Raw genomic sequence first — 22,410 nt, 5'->3', positions numbered from 1 at the left:
GGCAATACCCCTACAGGTCCGGCACGGTCCCGGCGTGCCACTCTGCGGCGGGGAGGTGCTGTGTGTCCACATCAGACACTCTGACCGTCGCGGAGGCCCTGCGACCGGCCGACGAGCTGGCCGCCGAGGTCGCCGCCGTGACCAGGGCCGCCTACCGGGCGGGGGACCTGGTGCCAGGCCTGCCGGTCGCGGACGGCGCCCGGGAGACGGCGGACGACGTGCGCGCCGACCTGGCCGCCGGGTACCACCTGTGGACCGCGACGGCCGGTGGCCGGGTCGTCGGCGCGGTGCGGGCGCACAGCCGGGACTGGTGCGTGCGCCGGCTCGCCGTGTCACCCGAAGCCCGCGGGCTCGGCGTGGGCAGGCGGCTGCTGCGGGCGCTCGAAGCCGGTGCGCGCGCCGAGGGGGCGGCGCGAGTGGTGCTCGACGCCGTGGTCGAACGCGGCAACCCGGCGTTCTACGCCCGCGCGGGCTACCGGACGGTCCACCACTTCCCCGCAGACGACAAGCCGTTGTCCGAAGTGCACATGGAGCTGCTGCTCGGCGAACCGGTGAGGGCGCAGGACTACCCGGAACCCGACCACACGCCCGGAACCATCCGGTCCTGGTGGTCGGTGGCCGGCGGCACGGTGTGCGTCACGGCGCCGGCGCCCGACGGGATCTCCGCCGAGGTGGACAGGAACCGTCACCTGGGGGTGCTGCGGGGCGCTGACTGGGCCCCGCTCGCCGACGTCGCGCCGGTGCGGCGGAGCTGGTCGGAGCCCGCCGCGGTGATCGGCTCGTTCGCCCAGCCCAGGCTGGACCGGCCGGAGTTCCTGGCCTGGTGGCGGGTAGGGGAATCCCCGGACTGGCCGGGGTGTCCGCCCGCAGGACAGTCTGCCTGGGCAGGGCGGCCGAGCTGTGAGGAGCGCGATGCACGAGAGCACTGAAGAGCGGCTGGGAAACCTCACGGCCCAGCAGCGCGCCGCACTCGTGGCCGAGCTCCGCGCCCAGCGCGCCGCCGCCCGCGAGGCCGACCGGATTCCCGCCGTCGGACGGGACGCGCCGCTGCCGCTGTCGTTCGCGCAGCAGCGGCTGTGGTTCCTGCACCAGTGGGCGGACGGGAAGCCGATCTACAACACGCCGCTGGCCATGCGCCTGCGCGGCGAGCTCGACGTGCCGCTGCTGCGGAACGCGGTCGCCGAGCTGGTCGCCCGGCACGAGAGCCTGCGCACCCGGTACGTCAACACGCCCGACGGCCCGCGCCAGCTCGTCGGCCCACCCGGAACCGGCCTGTTCACCGCGACGGACCTGCGGGAGTTCGAGGACCGCGAACGCCGGGCGGCCGACCTGCTGGCCGCGGCCGGGCGCCGCCGGTTCGACCTGGAGCGCGACCCGCTGCTGCGTGCCGACCTCGTGCGGCTGGCGGCCGACGACCACCTGCTCGTCCTCGCCCTGCACCACATCGCCACCGACGCGTGGTCCACCGAGATCCTCACCAGGGAGCTGATCGAGCTCTACAGCGCCGCCCGCGCGGGCCGGGCCGCCGTGCTGGCGGAGCTGCCGATCCAGTACGCCGACTTCGCCGCCTGGCAGCACGGCCCGGAGGCCACCGCGCGGCGTGCCGCGTCGCTGGAGTACTGGCGCACGGCCCTGGCGGACCTGGACACCCTGCGGTTCCCGGCCGACCGGCCGCGACCGGCGGCCCCGACCTGGGCGGGCGACACCGTCCACCACGTCCTGCCCGCACGGCTGCACCGCGAGCTGCAGGCCCTGGGCGGCCCCGAACCGACCAGGGTGCTGCCGCTGATGCTCGCCGCGCTGGCGGCGGTGTCCTCCCGGTACACCGGCCAGCACGACATCGTCGCCGGAACCGCGTTCTCCGGTCGCACGAGGCCGGAGCTGGAGCGGCTGATCGGCTACTTCGCGAACACGGTGGTGCTGCGGGTGTCCACCGCGGGCGACCCGAACTTCCGCGAGCTGCTGGCGCGCGCCCAGGAGACCGTCTACTCCGCGCACCCGCACCAGGACATGCCGTTCGACCAGCTGGTCAACGAGCTGCGGCCGGACCGCGACGCGGGCGCCAACCCGCTGTTCCAGGTGGCGTTGCTGCAGGTCGACGAGCACCTCAAGTCCGTGCGGATGGGCGACGTCGAGGTCGAGGGCGTCGCCCTGCACACCGGCACCGCGCGCTTCGACCTCACCCTCAGCGTCGCCGAGCGGTCCGCGGGCGGCGTCGAGCTGGGCCTGGAGTACGCCACCGAGCTGTTCGACCGCGACCGGATGGACCGGTTCCTGCAGCACACCCGCCAGCTCCTGGAGTCCGCGGTCTCCCGCCCGGACGCCCGGCTGTCCGAGCTGGAGCTCCTGCCGCTGTCGGAACGCGTCCGGCTGACCGTGCACTGGAACGACACGAGCGCACCCGTCCCCGCGGGCACCGTGCACGAGGCCTTCGACGCCCAGGCCGAGCGCACCCCGGACGCGACCGCCGTGGTGAGCGGGGAGGACTCGCTGACCTACGCGCAGCTGCGGTGCCGGGCGAACCAGGTCGCGCACCGGCTGCTCGCCGCCGGCGCCGGACCGGGCAGCCTGGTCGGGGTCGCCGTGGGCCGGTCGGTCGACACCACCGCCGCGCTGCTCGGCGTGCTCAAGGCCGGTGCGGCGTACGTGCCGCTGGACCCGAGGTACCCGGCCACCCGGCTCGGGTTCGTCCTCCAGGACGCGGCCCCGGTCGCCGTCCTCGTCGACGAGCAGAGCAAGACCGCGATGTCGGAGCACGGCGTCCCGCTGGTCGACGTGGCCGAGGTCAGCGGCGAACCCGACACGGCGCCGGAGACCGCGGTGGCGCCGGAGATGCTGGCGTACGTCTGTTACACCTCGGGCTCGACCGGTCAGCCCAAGGGCGTGATGGTCGACCACCGCGAGGTCATGACCCTGTACGGGGAGCTGGACCGGCGGCTGGGCACCCGCGATCCGGGCGTGTGGCTCGCGGTCAGCAGCATCTCGTTCGACATCTCCGTGGTCGAGCTGCTGTGGACGCTGGCCAGGGGCTACACCGTCGTGGTCGCCGAGGCGAACACCGACACCATGCTGGGCGGGCGCACCGCGCGGCCCACGCGCAAACTCGACTTCGGCCTGTTCTACTTCGCGAGCGACGACTCCAGCACGCCCGGCAGCGAGCGCTACCGGCTGCTGCTGGAAGGCGCGAAGTACGCGGACCGCAACGGGTTCAGCTCGGTCTGGACGCCCGAACGGCACTTCCACGCCTTCGGCGGGCTCTACCCGGCGCCGTCGGTCATGGCGGCGGCGCTGGCCGTGGCGACCGACCGGATCTCGATCCGCGCGGGCAGCGTGGTGCTGCCGCTGCACAACCCGGTGCGGGTGGCCGAGGAGTGGTCCGTCGTCGACAACCTGTCCGACGGCCGCGTGGGCATCTCGGTGGCGTCCGGCTGGCACCGCAACGACTTCGTGTTCGCGCCGGAGAACTACGGCGAACGCAAGAAGATCATGCTCGACGGCGTCGAGACCGTGCGGTCGCTGTGGCGCGGGGAGAGCGTGCGCATGCCCGCCGGCGAGGGTGCCGAGGTCGACGTCCGCATCCGGCCCGCGCCCGTGCAGGCCGAGCTGCCGATGTGGCTGAGCGCCGCGGGCAGCCCGGAGACGTTCCGCGCGGCGGGGCACGCCGGACTCGGCCTGCTCACCCACATGCTCGGCCAGGACCTCGACGCGCTCGCCGGGAAGATCGCCGTCTACCGCGAAGCCTGGCGGGAACGCCACGGCACCGACGGCGGGCACGTGGCGCTGATGCTGCACACGTTCATCGACCCGGACCGAGACCGCGCGCTGGACGTGGCCCGCGGCCCGTTCACCCGGTACCTGAGCACCTCGCTGGACCTGCTGCGCGGCCTGGCCAAGCAGATGGGCCTGGAGTTCGACACGCTCAGCGAGGACGACCGGCTGGCGTTGCTCGAACACGCCGCCGACCGGTACATGGAGTCCGGTGGCCTGTTCGGCACCCCGGAGGAGTGCGTGCGGTTCGCCGAGCGGCTCGCGGAGCTGGGCGTCGACGAGATCGCGTGCCTGGTCGACTTCGGCATCGCGACCGACGACGTCCTCGCGGCCCTGCCGCACGTCGACACCGTCCGCCGCGCCTTCACCGGTGCCCGGCGCGACGACAGCCTCGCCTCGCTGATCCGCGCGCACGACGTGACCCACCTGCAGTGCACGCCGACGCTGGCGGGGCTGCTCGCCGGTGCGCAGGACGCGGCCGAGGCCCTGGCGTCGCTGAAGGTGCTGTTCGTCGGCGGTGAGGCGCTGACCGCCGACCTGGCCCGCAGGCTGCGCGAGATCACCCCCGCCGAGCTGCACAACATGTACGGCCCGACGGAGACGACGGTGTGGTCGACCGCGGACCGCGTCGTGGACGAGGTGACCATCGGGACGCCGCTGGCGAACGAGGCCGCCTACGTGCTGGACCACCGGTTGCAGCCGCAGCCCATCGGCGTGGCGGGGGAGCTGTTCCTCGGCGGCGACGGCGTCACGGCCGGGTACCACCGCAGGCCCGGTCTCACCGCGGAGCGGTTCGTCCCCGACCCCTTCGCCGGGGGCGGCCGGCGCCTCTACCGCACGGGTGACCTGGCCCGCCGCCGTGCCGACGGCAAGCTGGAGTTCCTCGGCCGGGCCGACGACCAGGTCAAGATCCGCGGCCACCGGCTGGAGCTCGGCGAGGTCGAGGCCGCGCTGCTCGACCACCCCGCGGTCCGCTCGGCCGCCGTCGCCGCCAGGGGCGAGGCAGGACGCCAGTACCTCGCGGCCTACCTGGTGCCCGAGAACGGCACGCGGCCGACGGACGCCCAGGTGCGGCGCCACCTGAGGGACCTGCTGCCCGAGCACATGGTCCCGGCCCGGTTCACCTGGCTCGACGCGTTCCCCCTGACGCCCAACGGAAAGGTCGACCGCAAGCGGCTGCCCGACCCCGGCGCGGCCGGACCGGACGTGACCTACGAGCCGCCCGCCACCGCGACGGAGCGGGTGCTCGCCGAGATCTGGCAGGAGGTGCTCGGCGGGGGACCGGTCGGTGTCCTGACGGGCTTCTTCGACCTCGGCGGCAACTCGATCTCCGTGGTGCTGGTGGTGGACAAGGCGAACCGGCGAGGCGTGCCGATCACCGCGCGCCAGCTGTTCCAGCACCAGACCGTCCGCGAGCTCGCCGGCGTCGCCGCGGGCACCGCCGAGGACGGTGGCGCGATCGTGCCCCTGAACGAGTCCGGCACCCGCAGGCCGTTGATCTGCCTGCACGCGAGCACCGGGTCGTCCCTGCCGTACGTGCCGGTGAGCAAGCACCTGGGCGACCGGCCGTGCTACGCGATCGAGCTGCCCGAGGGCGCCTCGCCCGACGTGGCGGAGCTGGCCCGCGGCTACGCGTCGGCGATCCGGCAGCGGTGGCCGGAGGGCCCGTACCACCTCGTCGGCTGGTCACTGGGCGGCAGCCTCGCGGTGGCCGTGGCGGCCGAGCTCGGCGACGTCGGACTGCTGGCCCTGCTCGACACGGTCGCCCCCGCGGACACCGGTGTCGCCGTCCCGCTGCCGTTCGCGGTCGACGGGTTCGTCCGCAGCGTGGCGGCGGCCTCGGGCGCCGAGGTGACCCTGGACGTCGCCGAGCTCAGCGCACTCGAACCCGATGCCCAGTACGCCAAGGCGTTGGACGCCCTGGCGGAGGCCGGGTTGCTGCCGGACGGGCAGCGCGCCGAGATGCTGGCCAGGGCGAGGACGTTCACCGACCTGACCACGGCCGTGTCGGTGTGGCGACCGGAACGCCACCGCGGCGTCGTGGACCTCCTGGTGCCGCACGGCTCCGGCACCACCGCGGCGGGCTGGGAGTCCGTTGTGGACGGCGAGGTCCGGACCACGGCCGTGCGGGGCGACCACTTCAGCATGATGCAGACCGCCCACGCCGCCGAGCTGGCGGCGGTCCTGCGGTCGCTGGCTGACCAGCGGGAAACCGAGATGGAGGATGGACATGCGTGACGAGGACGAGGACGGCACCCGCTTCACCGTGGTGGTCAACCACGAGGAGCAGTACTCGATCTGGCCGACGTACCGCGAGGTGCCGTCCGGGTGGCGCGAGGTCGGCGTCACCGGCACCAAGAGCGAGTGCCTCGCGCACGTCGAGACCGTCTGGACGGACATGCGGCCGCTGAGCCTGCGCCGCGCGATGGGGGTGTAGTGGCCGTCGCGGAGGACTACGTGCTGTCGCACCTGGACGCGGTCGAGGCCGAGGCGGTGCACGTGCTGCGCGAGGTGGTCGCGACCGTCGAGCGGCCTGCGCTGCTGTTCTCCGGCGGCAAGGACTCCATGGTGATGCTGCACGTGGCGGTCAAGGCGTTCTGGCCGGCGCCGCCACCGTTCCCCCTGGTCCACATCGACACCGGGCACAACTTCGACGAGGTGGTCGAGTTCCGCGACGAGGTGGTGCGCCGGACCGGCGTGCGGCTGGTGGTGGGCCGCGTGCAGGACGACATCGACGCGGGCCGGGTGGTGGAGGGCTCCGGCGGGCGCAACCGCCTGCAGACCACGACCCTGCTGCGGACCACCGCCGAACACCGGTTCGGCGCGTTGTTCGGCGGTGCCCGCCGTGACGAGGAGAAGGCCCGCGCCAAGGAACGCGTCTTCAGCCTGCGCGACGACCACGGCCAGTGGGACCCCCGCAACCAGCGGCCCGAGCTGTGGAACCTCTACAACGCCCGCCACCGCAGGGGCGAGCACCTGCGGGTGTTCCCGCTGTCGAACTGGACCGAGCTCGACATCTGGTCCTACATCGCCCGCGAGGGCATCGACCTGCCGTCGCTGTACTACTCCCACCGCCGCGAGGTGGTCGAACGCGACGGGATGCTGCTGGCGCACACCCGGTTCCTGCGGCTGGAGGCGGGGGAGCGGCCGCACGAGGCCACGGTCCGGTTCCGCACGGTCGGCGACGCCACCTGCACCGGCTGCGTGGAGTCCACAGCGGACACACCGGCCGCGGTGGTCGCGGAGACCGAGGTCACCCGCGTGACCGAACGCGGCGCGACCCGCGCCGACGACCGGATCTCCGAAGCCGGCATGGAGGATCGCAAACGGGAGGGGTACTTCTGATGGACCCCCAGCTGTTGCGCCTGGCCACGGCAGGCAGCGTGGACGACGGCAAGTCGACCCTCATCGGGCGGCTGCTCTACGACGTGAAGGCGATCTTCACCGACCAGCTGGCGTCGATCGAGCGCGCCAGCGAGGCCCGCGGCACGGCGATGGACCTGGCGCTGCTCACCGACGGCCTGCGCGCCGAACGCGAGCAGGGCATCACCATCGACGTCGCCTACCGGCACTTCGCCACGCCCCGGCGCCGGTTCATCATCGCCGACACCCCGGGTCACCTGCAGTACACCCGCAACATGGTCACGGGCGCGTCCACGGCGGACCTCGCGCTGGTCCTGGTGGACGCCCGCAAGGGGCTGCTGGACCAGTCCCGCAGGCACGCGTTCGTCGCGAGCCTGCTGGGCATCCCGCACCTGGTCGTGTGCGTGAACAAGATGGACCTGGTGGACTTCTCCGCCGGCCGGTTCGCCGAGATCCGCGCGGAGTTCGAGCAGTTCGCGTCCCGGCTCGACGTCGCGGACGTCACGTTCATCCCGGTCTCGGCGCTGCACGGCGACAACGTGGTGCAGCGGAGCACGCAGATGCCCTGGTACGAGGGCACCCCGCTGCTGCACCACCTGGAGAACGTGCACATCGCGTCCGACCGCAACCTCGTCGACGCCCGGTTGCCCGTGCAGTACGTGGTGCGCCACGGCGACTTCCGCGGGTACGCGGGCACCGTCGGCGGCGGCACGTTCCGCGAGGGCGACGAGGTCGTCGTGCTGCCCTCCGGCGTGACCTCGACGATCTCGGCCATCCACCGGCCCGGCGGAGGAGCGCTGCCGTATGCGTTCGCGCCCCAGGCGGTCACCGTGCGGCTGGCCGACGACGTGGACGTGCGGCGCGGCGACATGATCTGCAAGCCCGGCAACCGGCCCGAGGTCGGCAGGGACGTCGAGGCCATGGTCTGCTGGCTCGGCGACCGGTCCGCGCTCTCACCCGGTTCGCGGCTGCTCGTCCAGCACACCACGCAGGAGGTCCGCGCCACGGTGCAGGCCCTGCGCTACCGGCTCGACATCACCACCCTGCACCGCGACGAGTCCGCGGAGTCGTTGTCGCTCAACGAGATCGGCCGCGTCACGCTGCACACGCACGCCCCGCTGGCCTACGACGTGTACCGGCGCAACCGGGCGACCGGCAGCTTCGTGCTCGTCGACGAGGCCACCAACGACACCGTCGGTGCCGGCATGGTCCTGCGGCCCGCCGCACCCACCGTCGTCTGGCACCGCACCGACGTGGCCCGAACGACGCCGGGGTGCACGGTGTGGCTGACCGGTCTGTCGGCCGCGGGCAAGTCCACGATCGCCGCGGAGGTCGAACGCCTGCTGGTCGCGGCCGGCCGGCCCGCCTACCTGCTCGACGGCGACAACCTGCGCCACGGCCTGAACTCGGACCTGGGCTTCAGCGCGCAGGACCGCGCGGAGAACGTCCGCCGGGTCGGCGAGGTCGCCCGGTTGTTCGCCGACGCGGGCGTGGTCGCGATCGTCGCGCTGATCAGCCCGTACCGAGCCGACCGCGACCAGGTGCGGTCCCGGCACGCCGACACCGGGCTGGCGTTCCGGGAGGTGCACGTCGACACCCCCGTCGAGGTGTGCGAGTCCCGCGACCCCAAGGGCATGTACGCGCGCGCTCGCCGTGGCGAGATCACGGGGTTCACCGGCGTGGACGACCCGTACGAACCGCCGGAGCACCCCGAGCTGGTGCTGCGGCCCGACGACGGCGACGTCCAGGAACTGGCCGCACGCGTGGTCGCCCTGCTCACCTGACGAAGAAGGACGGACCTCCCATGTCGTTCGCCGACGAACCGGTGCCGCTGCTGCGGGACCTGATCAGGATCGACACCACCAACCCGCCCGGCAGGGAGACCGCCGTCGTCGACCACCTGCGGCGGCTGCTCGCCGGCGTGGACGTGGACCTGAAGGTGCTCGGCCCGGACCCGGAGCGGCTGAACCTCGTCGCGCGGTTCCCCGGCCGCGGCGAGGCACCGCCGTTGCTGCTGCACGCGCACTCCGACGTCGTGCCGGTGGACGGCCAGCAGTGGACGCACCCGCCGTTCGAGGCGCGGATCGTCGACGGGCACGTTTGGGGCCGGGGCGCGATCGACATGAAGGGCGGCCTGGCGATGATGCTGTCCGCCCTGTCCCGCCTGGCGGCCGCGGGCGAGCGCCCCGCCGGTGACGTCCTGCTGGCCGTGGTGGCCGACGAGGAGGCGGGCAGCGCGGTCGGCGCCCGCTACCTCGTCAACGAGCACCCGGAGCTGTTCGACGGCGTGGAGTACGCGATCGGCGAGGAGGGCGGTGCCGGCATCGACCTCCCCGGCCACCGGTTCCACCCGATCGTGGTGGCCGAGAAGCGGGCCTGCTGGCTGCGCCTGACGTTGCGCGGTCCGGGCGGCCACGGTTCCCGGCTGGCACCGCCGGACTCGCCGATGGCACGCCTGGGCCGGCTGCTCGCCACGCTGACCGGGACCCGGATGCCGCGGCACCAGACCTCGGCCGCGGACCGCATGCTGGAGGTGCTCGCGGGCGCGCTGCCGTCACCGCTGTCGGAGCAGGTGGCCCGGTACCGCGCGGACCAGACCGGCGACCCCCGCCCGGAGGGCCTGCCGTTGCGGGAGGCGCTGCGGCTGGACTCGGTGCTGCGGCACACCGCGAACCCCACGATCGTCCGCACGACCGAGAAGATCAACGTCGTGCCCAGCGAGATCACCGTCGACCTGGACGGCCGGATCCTGCCCGGCAACTTCACCGTCGAGGACTTCGTCGGTGAGCTGCGCGAGCTCGCCGGCGAGGACTTCGAGCACGAGCTGCTGCTGGAGGGCTCGATGGTCCGGCCGGAACGGATCCGGCAACCCGAGTTCGGCGGCTTCTACGACACGATGGCCGAGATCCTCGCCAAGGCCGACCCGGACGCCGTGCCGTTGCCCATGGTCTCGCCGGCCTCGACCGACGCCCGCCTGTTCGCCCAGCTCGGCATCCGCTGCTACGGCTGGCTCCCGTTGCGGCTCCCGGCGGGCACCGACTACCGCGGCCTGCTGCACACGGTCGACGAACGCGTTCCCATGGACGCACTGGAGTTCGGCACGACCTGCCTCACCGAGCTGCTGCGCTCCTACCGCTGACCGTGACGTGGGGGCGGCCCGGCGTGCCGGGCCGCCCCCACGTCAGTCCAGGTGGCGGATCGTGCGGATCGGGCGGCTGGCCGCGGGGATGGCGGACAACAGCAGCAGGATCGGCGCGATGACCAGAGTGGTGCGCGCGCCAACCCCGTCGACCAGGAAACCCGCGACCACCGAACCCAGCGACAGCATGCCGAACGCGAACAGCCGGTAGCTGGCGTTCATCCGCGCGAGCAGCTCGGGCGGCGTGGTCTTCTGCCGCACGGTCAACGCGACCACGGTCCCGCCCGCGGCACCGGCCGAGCCGAGGAAGTAGGCCAGGCCGCACAGCACCGAGTCCAGACGGCCACCGTCGGCCAGCGGCAGCAGGAAGTACGACGACGTGGAGAACACGAGCACGACCAGCATCGAACGCCCGTAGCCGAGCCGCCTGATCAACGCGGGCGTGGTCAGCGCGCCGCAGATGCCGCCGAGCCCGCCGCACAGCATGATCAGCCCGTACGCGGCGGAGCTGTGCCCGAGCTCGCGCACGAAGTAGATCAGGAACGCCACGGTCGTCATCGCGGTGGCGGCGTTGTAGATCCCGGCGTGGACGGCGAACGCCCGGACCGGCGGGTTGTGCAGCACCGCGCGGAGCCCTTCGGTCACCTCACGCCGGAGGTTGCGCGGGGACGGCGGCGGGACCTGCTCGCGGTGGCGGATCAGCAGCAACGCGTTCGCCGAGGTCAGGTACGACAACGCGTCGAACACGAGGGTCGCTGCCGGGCCGAACAGGGCGCTGAGCCAGCCCGCGAGACCGGGTCCGCCGGTCGCACCGGCGGCTTGGCCTGCCAGGACCCTGCTGTTGGCCGACGCGAGCGCACCGCCCTGCACGAGCAGGGGCAGGTAGCTGGTCGCCGCGATGTCGTAGAGCACCGTCATCGTGCCGCCGACCACCGCGATCACGTACAGCAGCGGCAGCGTCAGCAGGCCGAGCAGGGCCAGCACCGGCACGGACAGCACGACCACGAACCGGACGAGGTCCGCGGCGATCATGACCGGCCGCTTCGCGCGCCGCTCCAGCCAGACGCCAGCGAGCAGCGGCAGCAGGAAGAACGGGCACAGGTACAGGCCCTGCAACAGGCCGACCTGCGTGCCCGATCCGTCCAGGGTGGTCACGACGAGCAGCGGCAGCACGAACTCGGTGATCCGGGAACCGAACTGGGAGACCACGTCACCGGCCCAGAACCGCCGGAAGTCGCGGCCGGGTCCGGTGCGCACGGCGGTGTCGGTAGCCACGCCGCGAGCCTTCCACCCGCGCGGACACCGGTTAAGTCAGGAGAACCCCTCACTTTGCCCCGCACGCGGGCGCGGCGATGCTCCACGGGTGGTAGATGTGGCGAGCACCCCGGACACCGCGGCCGAGACCGTCCCGCCGGCGCGACCGAGATCGACGTGGCTGCGACGGCTGCGGATCACCGCCTGGTGCCTCGTGGTGGTCCTGGTCGTGGTGGCGTCCGCGGCGGGCCTCTTCGTCACCTGGACCGTGCGGAACTCGTTCCCGACGACGGACGGCGAGCTGGCCGTGCCCGGTCTGCGCGCACCGGTCGAGGTGCTGCGCGACCAGTACGGCGTGCCGCAGGTCTACGCGGACAACCCCCACGACCTGTTCCTCGCGCAGGGCTACACGCACGCGCAGGACCGGTTCTGGGAGATGGACGTCCGCCGCCACATCACCGCGGGGCGGCTCTCCGAGCTGTTCGGCGCCGACCAGGTGACCGTGGACGCGACCGTGCGGACGATGGGCTGGCGCCGGGTCGCCGAGCAGGAGTACGGCATGCTCTCGGCGAGCACGCGCGAGCACCTGCAGGCCTACGCCGACGGCGTGAACGCCTACCTCGCCGAGCACTCCGGGTCCGAGCTGAGCGTGGAGTACGCGGTCCTCGGGGTGATCACGCCGGGGTACGTGCCGGAGCAGTGGACCCCGGTGGACTCGGTGGCCTGGCTCAAGGCCATGGCCTGGGACCTCAGCGGCACGGTCACCTATCAGACCAGGCGCGCGATGCTGTCCGCGAGCCTGCCGGCGGACACCGTGGCGCGGCTGTTCCCCGAGTACGACTACAGCCGTTGGGAACCCAGCGTGCCCGCCGCCTCCGACGCGACCGTGCCGCAGGGCGCCGGACGTGCCGAGAAGGCGGCCTTCACGGCGGCGCTGGACAACGCGGCCGACGCCGCGAGCTCGCTCGACGGCGTCCTCGGGCCGCGCGGCCAGGGCATCGGGTCCAACGCCTGGGTGGTGTCGGGCAAGCTCACCAAGTCCGGCAAACCGCTGCTGGCCAACGATCCCCACCTCGGACCGGCGATGCCGAGCATCTGGTACCAGATGGGCCTGCACTGCCGTTCGGTCGGTCAGGAGTGCCCGTTCGACGTCAGCGGCTTCACGTTCTCCGGCATGCCCGGTGTGGTCATCGGCCACAACCGGGACGTCTCGTGGGGGCTGACGAACCTCGACCCCGCGGTCACGGACCTGTACCTGGAACGCGTCACCGGCTCGACCTACGAGTACGACGGCGTGCAGAAGCCCCTGGAGACCAGGCAGGAGGTCATCAAGGTCGCGGGCGCCCAACCACGGACGATCACGGTCCGGTCCACCGGCCACGGCCCGTTGCTGTCCGACGTGGTGGACCGGCTGAAGAACGCCGGCGCGCAGGGCAGGGTGCCCGGCGTCGAGGCCGGTGAGCACGCCGTCGCGATCAAATGGACCGCGCTGCAACCGGCCAGGACCCTGGACGCGGTGTTCCAGCTGGCGCTCGCCCGCGACTGGACCTCGTTCCGCGAGGCCGCGTCGCTGTTCGCGGCACCGGCGCAGAACATGCTCTACGCCGACCGTGCGGGCCACATCGGCTACCAGGTGCCCGGTCTCATCCCGGTCCGCAAGCAGGGCGACGGGCGGTTCCCGGTGCCCGGCTGGACCAGCGCGACCGAGTGGGCCGGGTACCTGCCGTTCGAGCAGCTGCCCAGCGCGCTCGACCCCGCGGGCGGGTACTTCGTGAACGCCAACAACGCCGTGACCGACCCGTCCTACCCGCACCTGATCACCAAGGACTGGGGTGACGGCAACCGCAGCCAGCGGATCACCGACCTGATCAAGCAGGGCGGCAAGCTGGACGCGGCCGCGATGCAGCGGATCCAGCTCGACACCCGCAACGCCAATGCCGCGAACCTGACCCCGCACCTGTTGCGGGTGCCCGTCGAGGGTGACACGGCGAAGGCGCGGGACCTGTTGCGCGGCTGGGACTTCACCCAGCCCGCCGACTCCGCCGCGGCCGCCTACTTCAACGCCGTCTGGCGCAACCTGCTGCAGCTGATGTTCGTGGACAAGCTCACCAACGGCGCGCCCAAGGTCGACGTGGACGGCGGCGGCCAGTGGTTCGAGGTCGTCCGCGACCTGCTGAACCGCCCCGACGACGACTTCTGGCACAACGCCAAGCGCGCCCTCACCGGCCGGGACGCCGTGCTGCGCGCGGCCATGGACGACGCGAACGCCGAGCTGCGCGACCGGCTCGGCGCCGACCCGGCCGCGTGGAGGTGGGGCGACCTGCACCAGCTGACGGTGCGCAACCAGACGCTGGGCACCGGCCCCGCGCCGGTCCAGTGGCTGCTCAACCGCGAACCGGGCGGTGTCGCGGGCGGACCCGCCACGGTGAACGCGACCGGCTGGAACGCGAAGAAGACCTACCAGGTGAACTGGGTGCCGTCCATGCGGATGGTCGTGGACTGGGCCGACCTGGACGCCTCCCGGTGGGTCAACCTCACCGGCGCCTCCGGCCACGCGTTCGACGACCACTACGACGACCAGCTGCCGCTGTGGCAGCGCGGGGAGACCACCGCGTGGCCGTTCAGCCGCGACGCCGTGACGGCGGCGGCACGGCAGCACCTCACCCTGAAGCCGGCCTGAGCCCTGTGGGACAGTGTTCGAGCTCAAAGGACATCGACGGACAAGGGCGTTGTACATGACGAGCAGGCTGGAATGGACGACGATCGACAGCGTGGACCCGCGGCGGCTGGCCCAGTTCTGGTGCGGCGTCCTGGGTTACGTCGTCTACGAGGACAAGAACGGCACCGTGGTCGAGATCGGCCCCGACCCCGAGGCGCCGGACGCGGAACGGCTCGCTGACCTGCGCCGCGCGCCCGCCGTGCCGAGCATGTCCTTCGTCCAGGTGCCCGAGGGCAAGGACGGCGGCAAGAACAGGGTGCACTTCGAGATCACCCCGATCGACAGCGACCAGCGGACCGAGCTGGACCGGCTGCTCGCGCTCGGTGCGTCCACTGTGGATGTCGGCCAGGGCGACGGCCGCTCCTGGGTCGTGCTGGCCGACCCGGAGGGCAACGAGTTCTGCCTGGCCCGCAGCCTCGCGCCGGGGGAGTTCGACCTGTAACACCGGGCCTGTCGGGAACGTCACCGACTTGTCCGGACATCCGGACCGGATGAACCTCGACACGTGACGGAATGGCTGCAGCGCTTCTCGCCACCTGGGCGGGCAAAGGCGAGGTTGGTGTGCTTACCGCCCGGTGGCGGGTCCGCTCAGCTCTACCACCGGTGGCCCGCGGTCCTGGGCCCCGAGGTCGAGGTCGTCGCGGTGGAGCTGCCCGGCCGCGGCGCGCGGAGCCTGCAGCCACCGCTGACGGACATGGGCGCCCTGGTACCGGTCCTGGTCGCCGAGCTCGGGCGGCTCGACGACCTGCCGCTGGTGGTGTTCGGCCACAGCATGGGCGGCATCGTCGGCTGGGAGCTCTGCCGCAGGCTGCCGCGGGAACCGCGGGGCCTGGTCGTGGCAGCGGCCGCGGCGCCGACCCGCCTGCGTTCACCGCGGTGGTACAGCGAGACCACGGATGAGGGCCTGCACGAGCTGATCACCCGCTCCGAGGGCCTCCCGGCGCAGACCGCGCTCGACCCGCTGTTCCTCGAGTACTTCCTGCCGATGCTGCGCGCGGACCTCACGCTGGTCAACACCTTCGAACCGGAACCGCTGCCACCGCTGCGCTGCCCGCTGCGGGTGTACCGCGGCGCGGCGGACCCGCTGGTGGGCGACGACGAAGCGGACGCGTGGCTGGCGGAGACCGAGGGCGACGCGCGCGTCCACACCTTCGACGGCGGCCACTTCTTCCCCCGCGACCTCCCCGACGTGGTGCTCGCCCAGCTGCGCGCCGACGTGCTGGCGGCCGTGGAGGTGCCGTCGCTGTGACGTCCCCAGCGCCGCCGGCGGCAGCGAGGTACCCGGCAGCACCGTCCGACGAGTCCCACCGCGCCCGCATCCGGGTCGACCACTGAGGAGGGCCAGTGCCCGAGAACGTTCGCACAACCGGGCCGGCCACGGCGGAGCTCGTCGCGGGCCTGGCCGCCGAGGGCTTCGTCCGCCTGTCCGGCACGGACTTCCCGGTCGACACCGGCGGCGCCGAGTTCGCCGAGTTCCGCGCCGGCTGGGAGGACCTGATCCGGGACGACGCGCTGGTCGACGGCGGCAGCTACCGGTACCGCCGGTACGGCCGGCTCGCGGCAGCGCCGGTGGGCGAGGGCTTCGAGCTGACCCCGTTGCCGCACCGGGCGTTCCGCCAGGACAGCATCCCGATGTGGCGGTCGAACGAGCGCCTGTTCGCCCCGATCGAGCCCGCTTTCCTCACCAATCCGTGCCTGCACGACCTGATCTCGACCGACCTCGCCCTCGCGGCTCTGGTCCGGTCTTGTCCGGAGTGGACGGTGGGCCTGCACATGATCCGGATCGTGGCCGTGCCGGGTGAACCCGGCCTGCCCACGCCGGAGGGACGGCACCGCGACGGGCACTCGTTCGTCGGCATGCACCTGGTGCGCAGGGAGAACAGTGCGGGCGGGGAGTCGACGATCTACCGGGACGGTCTGCCGGAGGTCCGCTTCACCCTGCGCGACCCGCTGGAGTCGGTGCTGGTCGACGACACGGCCATCTGGCACGAGGCGTCGCCGATCTCGATCCTCGACCCGGCCGGTGGGCGCACCGTGCGGGACATGCTCCTCGTCGACGTGAACCCGGCATGACCGCCGCACAGCTCACGTTCAGCCCGTGCGACCTGCCGCTCGACGGCAGGCTGGTCGAGGTCGGACCCGGCCGGTACGACTGGGTGCACCTCCACCTGTCGGCACCGGTCGGGGAGGCCGCGGTGTGGCTGCACTACCGCGACGCCGTCGACCCCGAGTTCCTGCGCTCGCTGCCCGGCACGCCGGTCGCCCGCATCGGGATGCCCCGGCGCGCCGAGCTGCTCGCCGTGGAACTGCCGGTGCTGCCGGGCGTCCGCCTGCTGGGGACGGCCCTGTCATGATGCGACCGCTTTCCCTTGCACCGCACCTGAACAACACCGGGCTGACCGGCGAGGACAGGCTCGACGGCGGCGGCTTCAACATCTGGGGCAACACCTTCCCCGCGGCCGAGCTCCCACCCGCCGGTGGCACGGCGGTGGTCGGCGAGGTGCCGTTCCTGTTCCCGGTCGCGGGTGCGGACAACGTCCGCTGCCGCGGCCAGCGCGTCGACGTCCCCGCCGGCGACTGGGACTGGGTGCACGTGCTCGGTGCCGCGGAACGCCGGACCGAGGACCTCGTCGAGGTCCACTACGCGGACGGCTCGGTGCGCGGCCAGTGGCTGCGGATGTCGGACTTCTGGCCGCAGACCGAACCCCGCTTCGGCGAGGTGCTCGCGTTCCGCTGCCGGCACATGCACTACCCCCGGCACGTGCAGCGCACGACGTCGCCCGCCATCTGGGCCCAGCGCGTCCCGCTGACGGTCCCGTCGGGCGTCGTCGCGCTCGTCCTGCCGGACAACCCCGCGTTGCACGTCTTCGCCCTCACCCTGCAGGCGGTCGGATGAAAGCCTCGTTGCCGGGCATCGCGCACTGGCGCCACGACCTCGGTCATTGCCTGCACGCCACCGCGGGCGTGCTGCTGGGCTTCCACGGCGCGGACCCGCTGGACCTGCTGGGCGCGGCCTGGGGGTTCGACTACACCGCGGGTGACATGCGCCGCGAGGAGTACTACTTCCCCTGCGGGCAGCGGTCGTTGTTCGCGAGCCTCGCGCCGTTCCACGACGTGACGTCCACCTGGCACGCACCGTCCTCGCCCGAGCAGGGCTGGGACGAGGTGCGGGCCAGGGTGCTGGCGGGCACACCGGTCGCGGTGGCCGCGGACAACTACTTCCTCCCGTTCCGCCCGGCCTACCAGGACGTCCACACCAACCACCTGCTCGTGGTGCACGGCTTCGACGAGGAGCGCGGCACGGTGTCGGTGTGCGACCCGGTGCCGCCCAGGTTCCTGGGGGAGATCCGGATCGAGGAGCTGACCGCGGCACGTGACTCGGCCAACCCGGTCCGGCACAGCCGCGACATGTTCTTCACCGCCAACCCGATCGGCAACCGCTGGCTGGACGTGACCGTCAGCGGCCACACCGGTCCCGCGTCCCGCGAGCGCCTCCGCGAGATCATGACGGCGAACCTGGAGGGCCTGCGAGGCGTGGACGACGGGTCGTCGGACCACCGCGGTCTGCCCGGCCAGGAACGCTTCCTGCGCGAGGCGGCCGCACGTCTGTCCGGCGGTGACGCGTCCGTCGTGGACGAGGTGTTCGTCGTGGCCGGTGTCGCCCTCGCGGTGACCGGCCTGCACGGCGACTACCTCGCCGCGGCCGGTCGCCGGCTCGGTGAGCGACCGCTGCTCACGCTCGCCCGCGAGGTCGACCGGATCGCCCACCACTGGTCCGCCGTCCGCATCATGGTCGCCACCGGCCGCGACGACCCGGCCACCGCGGGCAGGGCGCTGGCCGGGCGGACGACCGCGCTGCTGGCGGACCAACTGGCCACAGTGGACCGGATGGCCGCCGTCGCCGCGGCGCTCTGACCCCGGCAGTCGGGAGAATCCCCGTCTTCCCGGAAGGGTCGCGCGAACCCGATCCTGCGTGAATGGCAGATGTGGTGGGCGAGTACGACGCGGCGGACATCGACCTGGAGGAGGTGCTGCGCGGCCTGTCACCGGAGAAGCGGTTGCTGGTCGGTGCGGAGCTGGCGCGCAGGGCCGCGTCGGCGGCGGGCATCCCGGTGATCCCGCGAACCGGTGACCCGCTGCCGTGCTCGTTCGCGCAGGAACGGCTGTGGTACCTCGACCAGGCCGATCCCGGGTCCGTGGCCTACGTCGTGCCGGCGGCGGTGCGGTTCACCGGACGGCTGGACGTCGGCGCACTGCGCCGGTCGCTCGACGAGATCGTGCGCAGGCACGAGGTGCTGCGGACGGTGTTCGTCGAACGGGACGGCCTGCCGCACCAGGTGGTGCTGCCCGCCGAACCGCTGAGCATCCCCCTGGTGGAGCTGGGCGGGGAGGCCGCGGAAGCCGAGGTGCGCGAGCGCTACCAGCAGGAGGTCCGGCTGCCGTTCGACCTCGCGCGCGGACCGCTGATCAGGGCCAGCGTCCTGCGGGTCGCCGACGACGAGCACGTGCTGCTGCTGAGCCTGCACCACATCGTGTCCGACGGCTGGTCGCTCGGCGTCCTGCAGCACGAGCTGACGACGCTCTACCGGGCGTTCGCGGCCGGCGAGCCGTCGCCGCTGCCGGAGCTGGCCGTGCAGTACGCGGACTTCGCGGTCTGGCAGCGCAACCGGCCCGGCGCCGGTCAGCTGGAGTACTGGCGGGACCTCCTCGCGGGGGCACCCGTCCTGGAGCTGCCCGCGGACAAACCCCGTCCCGCACAACGGACCTCGCACGGCGCCTCGGTCCCCCTGCACCTGACCGCGGACACCGTCCGCGCCGTGGACCGGCTGGCCGAGACCGAGCAGGCCACCCAGTACATGGTGCTGCTCGCCGCGTACGCCCTGCTGCTGCGGCGGTGGAGCGGCCAGCCGGAGATGATCATCGGCTCCCCGGTGGCCAACCGCGTGCACGTGGACGTCGAGCCGCTGGTCGGGTTCTTCGTGAACACCCTGCCGCTGCGCGTGGACACGTCCGGGGACCCGACCTTCCGCGAACTGGTCCGCACGGCCCGCGAGATCTGCCTCGCCGCGTACGCCAACCAGGACCTGCCGTTCGAGCGGATGGTCGCCGAGACCGTCGCCGACCGGTCCGCGGGCACCGTCCCCCTGGTGCAGACGCTGCTGGTGCTGCGGAACGTGCCGATGTCCGCGCTGGAGCTGCCCGGCGTCCGGGTGGAGGTGCTGGACCTGCACACCGAGTCGACCAAGTTCGACCTGTCCCTCGACCTCGTGCCGGACGCGGACGGCGGCATCGCCGGTCGCGCCGAGTTCAGCCTCGACCTGTTCGAGGCCGGCACCGTGCGGCGCATGATGACGGCGTTCGACCTGCTGCTGGCGGCCGGGCTGCGCGCTCCGGACACCCGGATCTCGCGGTTGCCGATCGCCACCGAGCAGGAACGCGCCCGCGTGGTGGCGGAGTTCAGCGGTGGCGGCTCGGCGGCACCGGCGCGGACCGCGGGCACCCTGCACGGGCTCTTCGAGCAGCAGGCCGACCGCGCGCCCGACGCTCCAGCGGTGGTCTTCGGCGACCGGACGCTGTCCTACCGCGAGCTGGACGAGCGGGCGAACCAGCTCGCCCGGTTCCTGCGCGCCGAGGGCGTCGGACCGGAGCAGCTGGTCGGCGTCTCCCTGCCGCGCTCGGAGCTGATGATCGTCGCGGTGCTCGGCATCCTGAAGGCCGGTGCGGGCTACGTGCCCCTCGACCCGTTCTACCCCCGCCAGCGGGTCGCCTACATGGCCGAGGACGCCCGGGCGGAGCTCGTGCTCACCCACTCCTCGGTGGCCGACCCCGACCGCATGCGGGTCGGCGACGACACCGCCGGACCCCGGCTGGTGTGCCTCGACACCGAGGCCACCCGCATCGAGGAGCTGTCGCGGGAACGACCCGAGCCCGTCGTCACCGAGGCGAACCTCGCCTACGTCATCTACACCTCGGGCTCCACCGGCCGCCCCAAGGGTTCGGCGAACGAGCACGGCCGGGTGGCCAACACCCTGCACGGCGTCAACGGGGCCTACGGGCTCCAGCCCGCTGACCGGATGCTGGCGATCTCCTCGCTGAACTACGACATGTCCGTCTACGAGGTCTTCGGCACGCTGGCCGCGGGCGCGACGATCGTCGTGCCCGGTGACATCGAGACCACCGACCCGGAGCAGCTGCTGGAGCTGTTGCAGCGGCAGCGGGTGACCGCGTGGAGCTCGGCGCCGGCGTTGCTGGACATGCTGGTCAACCACACCTACGGGCGCGGCGGCATGCCCGGTGTCGTGTTGCGGGCGGTCGGTCTGGGCGGTGACCGGATGCCGCCCGCGCTGCCCGCCCGGCTGGCCGAGCTCGTCCCCGGTGTGCGCCTGCTCAACCTCGCGGGCATGACCGAGGTGTCCTACTGCAGCACGTCCCACCCGGTGACCGGGCGCAGTCCGGCCGGTGTGCCCTGGGGCAGGCCGTTGCCCAACCACCGGCTCTACGTCCTCGACGAGCACGGCGAACCGGTCCCGGTCGGGGTGGCGGGGGAGCTGTTCGTCGGCGGAGCCGGTCCCGGCCGCGGGTACTGGCGGCGGCCGGGGCTGACCGCCGAGCGGTTCGTTCCCGACCCGTTCAGCCCGGAGCCGGGCGGCCGGATGTACGGCACCGGCGACCACGCGCGGTTCCTCCCCAACGGGGACCTCGACTTCCTCGGCCGGCTGGACCTCCAGGTGAAGATCCGCGGGTTCCGGATCGAGCTGGGGGAGATCGAGAACGCGCTCGCCGGCCACCCCGGGGTGAACGAGCCGGTGGTGCTGGCCTACACCGACTCCGTCGGCGAGCGGAGGCTCGCGGCCTACGTGACGCCGCGCGGTGATGAGCGGCCGGAGGCGAACGCGTTGCGCGACTACCTCTCCGAACGCCTGCCGGACCACATGGTGCCGTCGGCCTACGTCGTGCTCGACCGGCTTCCCCTGCTGCCCAGCGGGAAGCTGAACCGCGCGGCGCTGCCGGTGCCCGGTGCGGGCGCCGCGCGGAGCGACTACACCCCGCCCGAGGGGAACCTGGAGCAGGTGCTCGCCGACCTGTGGTCGGGACTGCTCGCGGCACCGCGGATCGGCGCGGTGGACGACTTCTTCGAGCTGGGCGGTCACTCCCTGCTGGCCACCCAGGCGGTGTCGCGGATCAGGGAGCTGTTCCGCATCAAGCTGGACATCCCCGGCTTCCTCGCGGCGCGGACGGTGCGCGCGCTCGCCGCCTACATGCGCCAGCTCGGCGCGACCGAAGGCATCGACGTGGACGCGGTCGCCGAGCTCGTCGTCGAGGTGAGCGCCCTGTCCGACGAGCAGGCGCGCACCGAGGTGCAGAACGGAACGAGGACCTGATGAGCAGCATTCCGCTGGTGTGCCTGCCGTTCGCCGGCAGCGGCAGCGCGTTCTTCCGGCAGTGGCGCGCGGTGGCCCCGGCCGGCCTGGAGATCGTCCCGGTGCGGCTGCCCGGCCGCGAGCGGCTGGTCAGGCAGGAGCCGTACCGCGACGTCCACGTGGCGGCGCGCGGTGTGCTGCCCGACGTGCTGGCCGACGTCGGGGGCGGCGGCCCGGTCGCGCTCTTCGGCCACAGCCTGGGCGCCGTCCTGGCCTACGAGCTGGCCCACCTGCTCGCGGACACCACGCCCGCCGAGGTCGTGAGCCTGGTCGTCAGCGGCTCACCGGGACCGTGGACGCAGCGCACGCGGCGGGCGACCGGGTTGCCCGACGACGAGTTCGCCGACCGGGTCGCCGAGCTCGCCGGGCACCGCGACGACGCGCTCGGCAACCCCGACGTGCGCCGCATGGTGCTGCCGACGTTGCGGGCGGACGTGGAGATGCACGAGGACTACCGGCCCAGCACCGACGTGCCGCTCGCGGCACCGATCACCGCGGTGCGGGGCGAGCACGACGCCCTGGTGTCCGCCGAGCTGGCCAGCGAGTGGGAAAAGGCGACCAGCCGCGGGTTCACGCTGCGGGAGCTGCCCGGTGAGCACATGTACCTCCTGACCTCCGCCGACCGGGTGCTGCGCGTGGTCGAGGAGTCGCTCGGCGGGCGGTGACGCCGTGCACTGTCGGGGGACTCACCGACTTGTTGGCGGTGCCGGGCAGGGCAAACGTGATGACGTGACTGCTCGGCTGCG

Annotated in this window: 16 protein-coding genes; 15 read left to right on the top strand and 1 reads right to left on the bottom strand. The window is 72.9% G+C overall.

Annotated features, from left to right (window positions below; all coding sequences use genetic code 11):
* Positions 1-62 precede the first annotated feature (62 nt).
* Genes ACZ7CH_RS13840 through ACZ7CH_RS13815 form a run of 6 tightly spaced genes read left to right on the top strand, consistent with a single transcriptional unit; the run spans position 63 to position 10,270 of the window.
* Complete coding sequence (locus ACZ7CH_RS13840) at positions 63-929, top strand: GNAT family N-acetyltransferase (RefSeq protein WP_470374023.1); 867 nt, start codon at positions 63-65, stop codon at positions 927-929.
* Entirely contained in the window at positions 913-6,006 is a 5,094-nt protein-coding gene (locus tag ACZ7CH_RS13835; protein WP_470374022.1) for an LLM class flavin-dependent oxidoreductase, read from the top strand. Before ACZ7CH_RS13840 ends, ACZ7CH_RS13835 begins: the two co-directional genes overlap by 17 nt.
* Positions 5,999-6,205 carry an MbtH family protein gene (locus tag ACZ7CH_RS13830; RefSeq protein ID WP_360383660.1) on the top strand — a complete coding sequence of 69 codons (207 nt, stop codon included), beginning with the start codon at positions 5,999-6,001 and terminating at the stop codon, positions 6,203-6,205. The genes ACZ7CH_RS13835 and ACZ7CH_RS13830 overlap by 8 nt, the downstream gene beginning before the upstream one ends.
* Complete coding sequence (gene cysD / locus ACZ7CH_RS13825) at positions 6,205-7,113, top strand: sulfate adenylyltransferase subunit CysD (protein WP_470374021.1); 909 nt, start codon at positions 6,205-6,207, stop codon at positions 7,111-7,113. The genes ACZ7CH_RS13830 and cysD overlap by 1 nt, the downstream gene beginning before the upstream one ends.
* Positions 7,113-8,915, top strand: coding sequence for an adenylyl-sulfate kinase (gene cysC / locus ACZ7CH_RS13820; protein ID WP_470374020.1), 1,803 nt, complete (start codon positions 7,113-7,115; stop codon positions 8,913-8,915). Before cysD ends, cysC begins: the two co-directional genes overlap by 1 nt.
* A gap of 20 nt (positions 8,916-8,935) precedes the next feature.
* Entirely contained in the window at positions 8,936-10,270 is a 1,335-nt protein-coding gene (locus ACZ7CH_RS13815) for a M20/M25/M40 family metallo-hydrolase (protein ID WP_470374019.1), read from the top strand.
* Positions 10,271-10,312: 42 nt separating this feature from the next.
* On the opposite strand, the gene ACZ7CH_RS13810 is transcribed toward ACZ7CH_RS13815, so the two are convergent.
* On the bottom strand, positions 10,313-11,545 hold the full coding sequence (locus ACZ7CH_RS13810; protein WP_470374018.1) for an MFS transporter: 1,233 nt from the start codon (positions 11,543-11,545) through the stop codon (positions 10,313-10,315).
* A gap of 97 nt (positions 11,546-11,642) precedes the next feature.
* Here ACZ7CH_RS13810 and ACZ7CH_RS13805 point away from each other — a divergent pair, with 97 nt between their 5' ends.
* From ACZ7CH_RS13805 to ACZ7CH_RS13765, 9 genes are all read left to right on the top strand, one after another.
* Positions 11,643-14,204, top strand: a complete 2,562-nt coding sequence (locus ACZ7CH_RS13805; protein WP_470369166.1) for a penicillin acylase family protein — start codon at positions 11,643-11,645, stop codon at positions 14,202-14,204.
* Positions 14,205-14,259: 55 nt separating this feature from the next.
* Positions 14,260-14,685: a VOC family protein gene (locus ACZ7CH_RS13800; RefSeq protein ID WP_470374017.1), complete on the top strand. Its 426-nt coding sequence runs from the start codon at positions 14,260-14,262 to the stop codon at positions 14,683-14,685.
* A 63-nt stretch (positions 14,686-14,748) separates the two neighbouring features.
* Entirely contained in the window at positions 14,749-15,492 is a 744-nt protein-coding gene (locus ACZ7CH_RS13795; protein ID WP_360383643.1) for a thioesterase II family protein, read from the top strand.
* Between the two features lie 95 nt (positions 15,493-15,587).
* A complete protein-coding gene (locus tag ACZ7CH_RS13790) occupies positions 15,588-16,316 on the top strand; it encodes a 2OG-Fe dioxygenase family protein (RefSeq protein WP_470369167.1) in 729 nt (242 codons plus the stop codon).
* Positions 16,313-16,597 carry a hypothetical protein gene (locus tag ACZ7CH_RS13785; RefSeq protein ID WP_470374016.1) on the top strand — a complete coding sequence of 95 codons (285 nt, stop codon included), beginning with the start codon at positions 16,313-16,315 and terminating at the stop codon, positions 16,595-16,597. Before ACZ7CH_RS13790 ends, ACZ7CH_RS13785 begins: the two co-directional genes overlap by 4 nt.
* Positions 16,594-17,139: a hypothetical protein gene (locus tag ACZ7CH_RS13780; RefSeq protein ID WP_458432366.1), complete on the top strand. Its 546-nt coding sequence runs from the start codon at positions 16,594-16,596 to the stop codon at positions 17,137-17,139. The genes ACZ7CH_RS13785 and ACZ7CH_RS13780 overlap by 4 nt, the downstream gene beginning before the upstream one ends.
* Positions 17,136-18,158, top strand: coding sequence for a BtrH N-terminal domain-containing protein (locus ACZ7CH_RS13775; RefSeq protein ID WP_458432365.1), 1,023 nt, complete (start codon positions 17,136-17,138; stop codon positions 18,156-18,158). Before ACZ7CH_RS13780 ends, ACZ7CH_RS13775 begins: the two co-directional genes overlap by 4 nt.
* A 62-nt stretch (positions 18,159-18,220) precedes the next feature.
* Positions 18,221-21,625, top strand: a complete 3,405-nt coding sequence (locus tag ACZ7CH_RS13770; RefSeq protein WP_470374015.1) for a non-ribosomal peptide synthetase — start codon at positions 18,221-18,223, stop codon at positions 21,623-21,625.
* On the top strand, positions 21,625-22,329 hold the full coding sequence (locus ACZ7CH_RS13765; protein ID WP_360383630.1) for a thioesterase II family protein: 705 nt from the start codon (positions 21,625-21,627) through the stop codon (positions 22,327-22,329). The genes ACZ7CH_RS13770 and ACZ7CH_RS13765 overlap by 1 nt, the downstream gene beginning before the upstream one ends.
* Positions 22,330-22,410: the final 81 nt, after the last annotated feature.

The sequence above is a fragment of the Lentzea sp. NPDC037011 genome (assembly GCF_055607425.1).
Note: the sequence above shows the minus strand (reverse complement) of the source record. Positions and strands in the feature narration are given on the sequence as shown.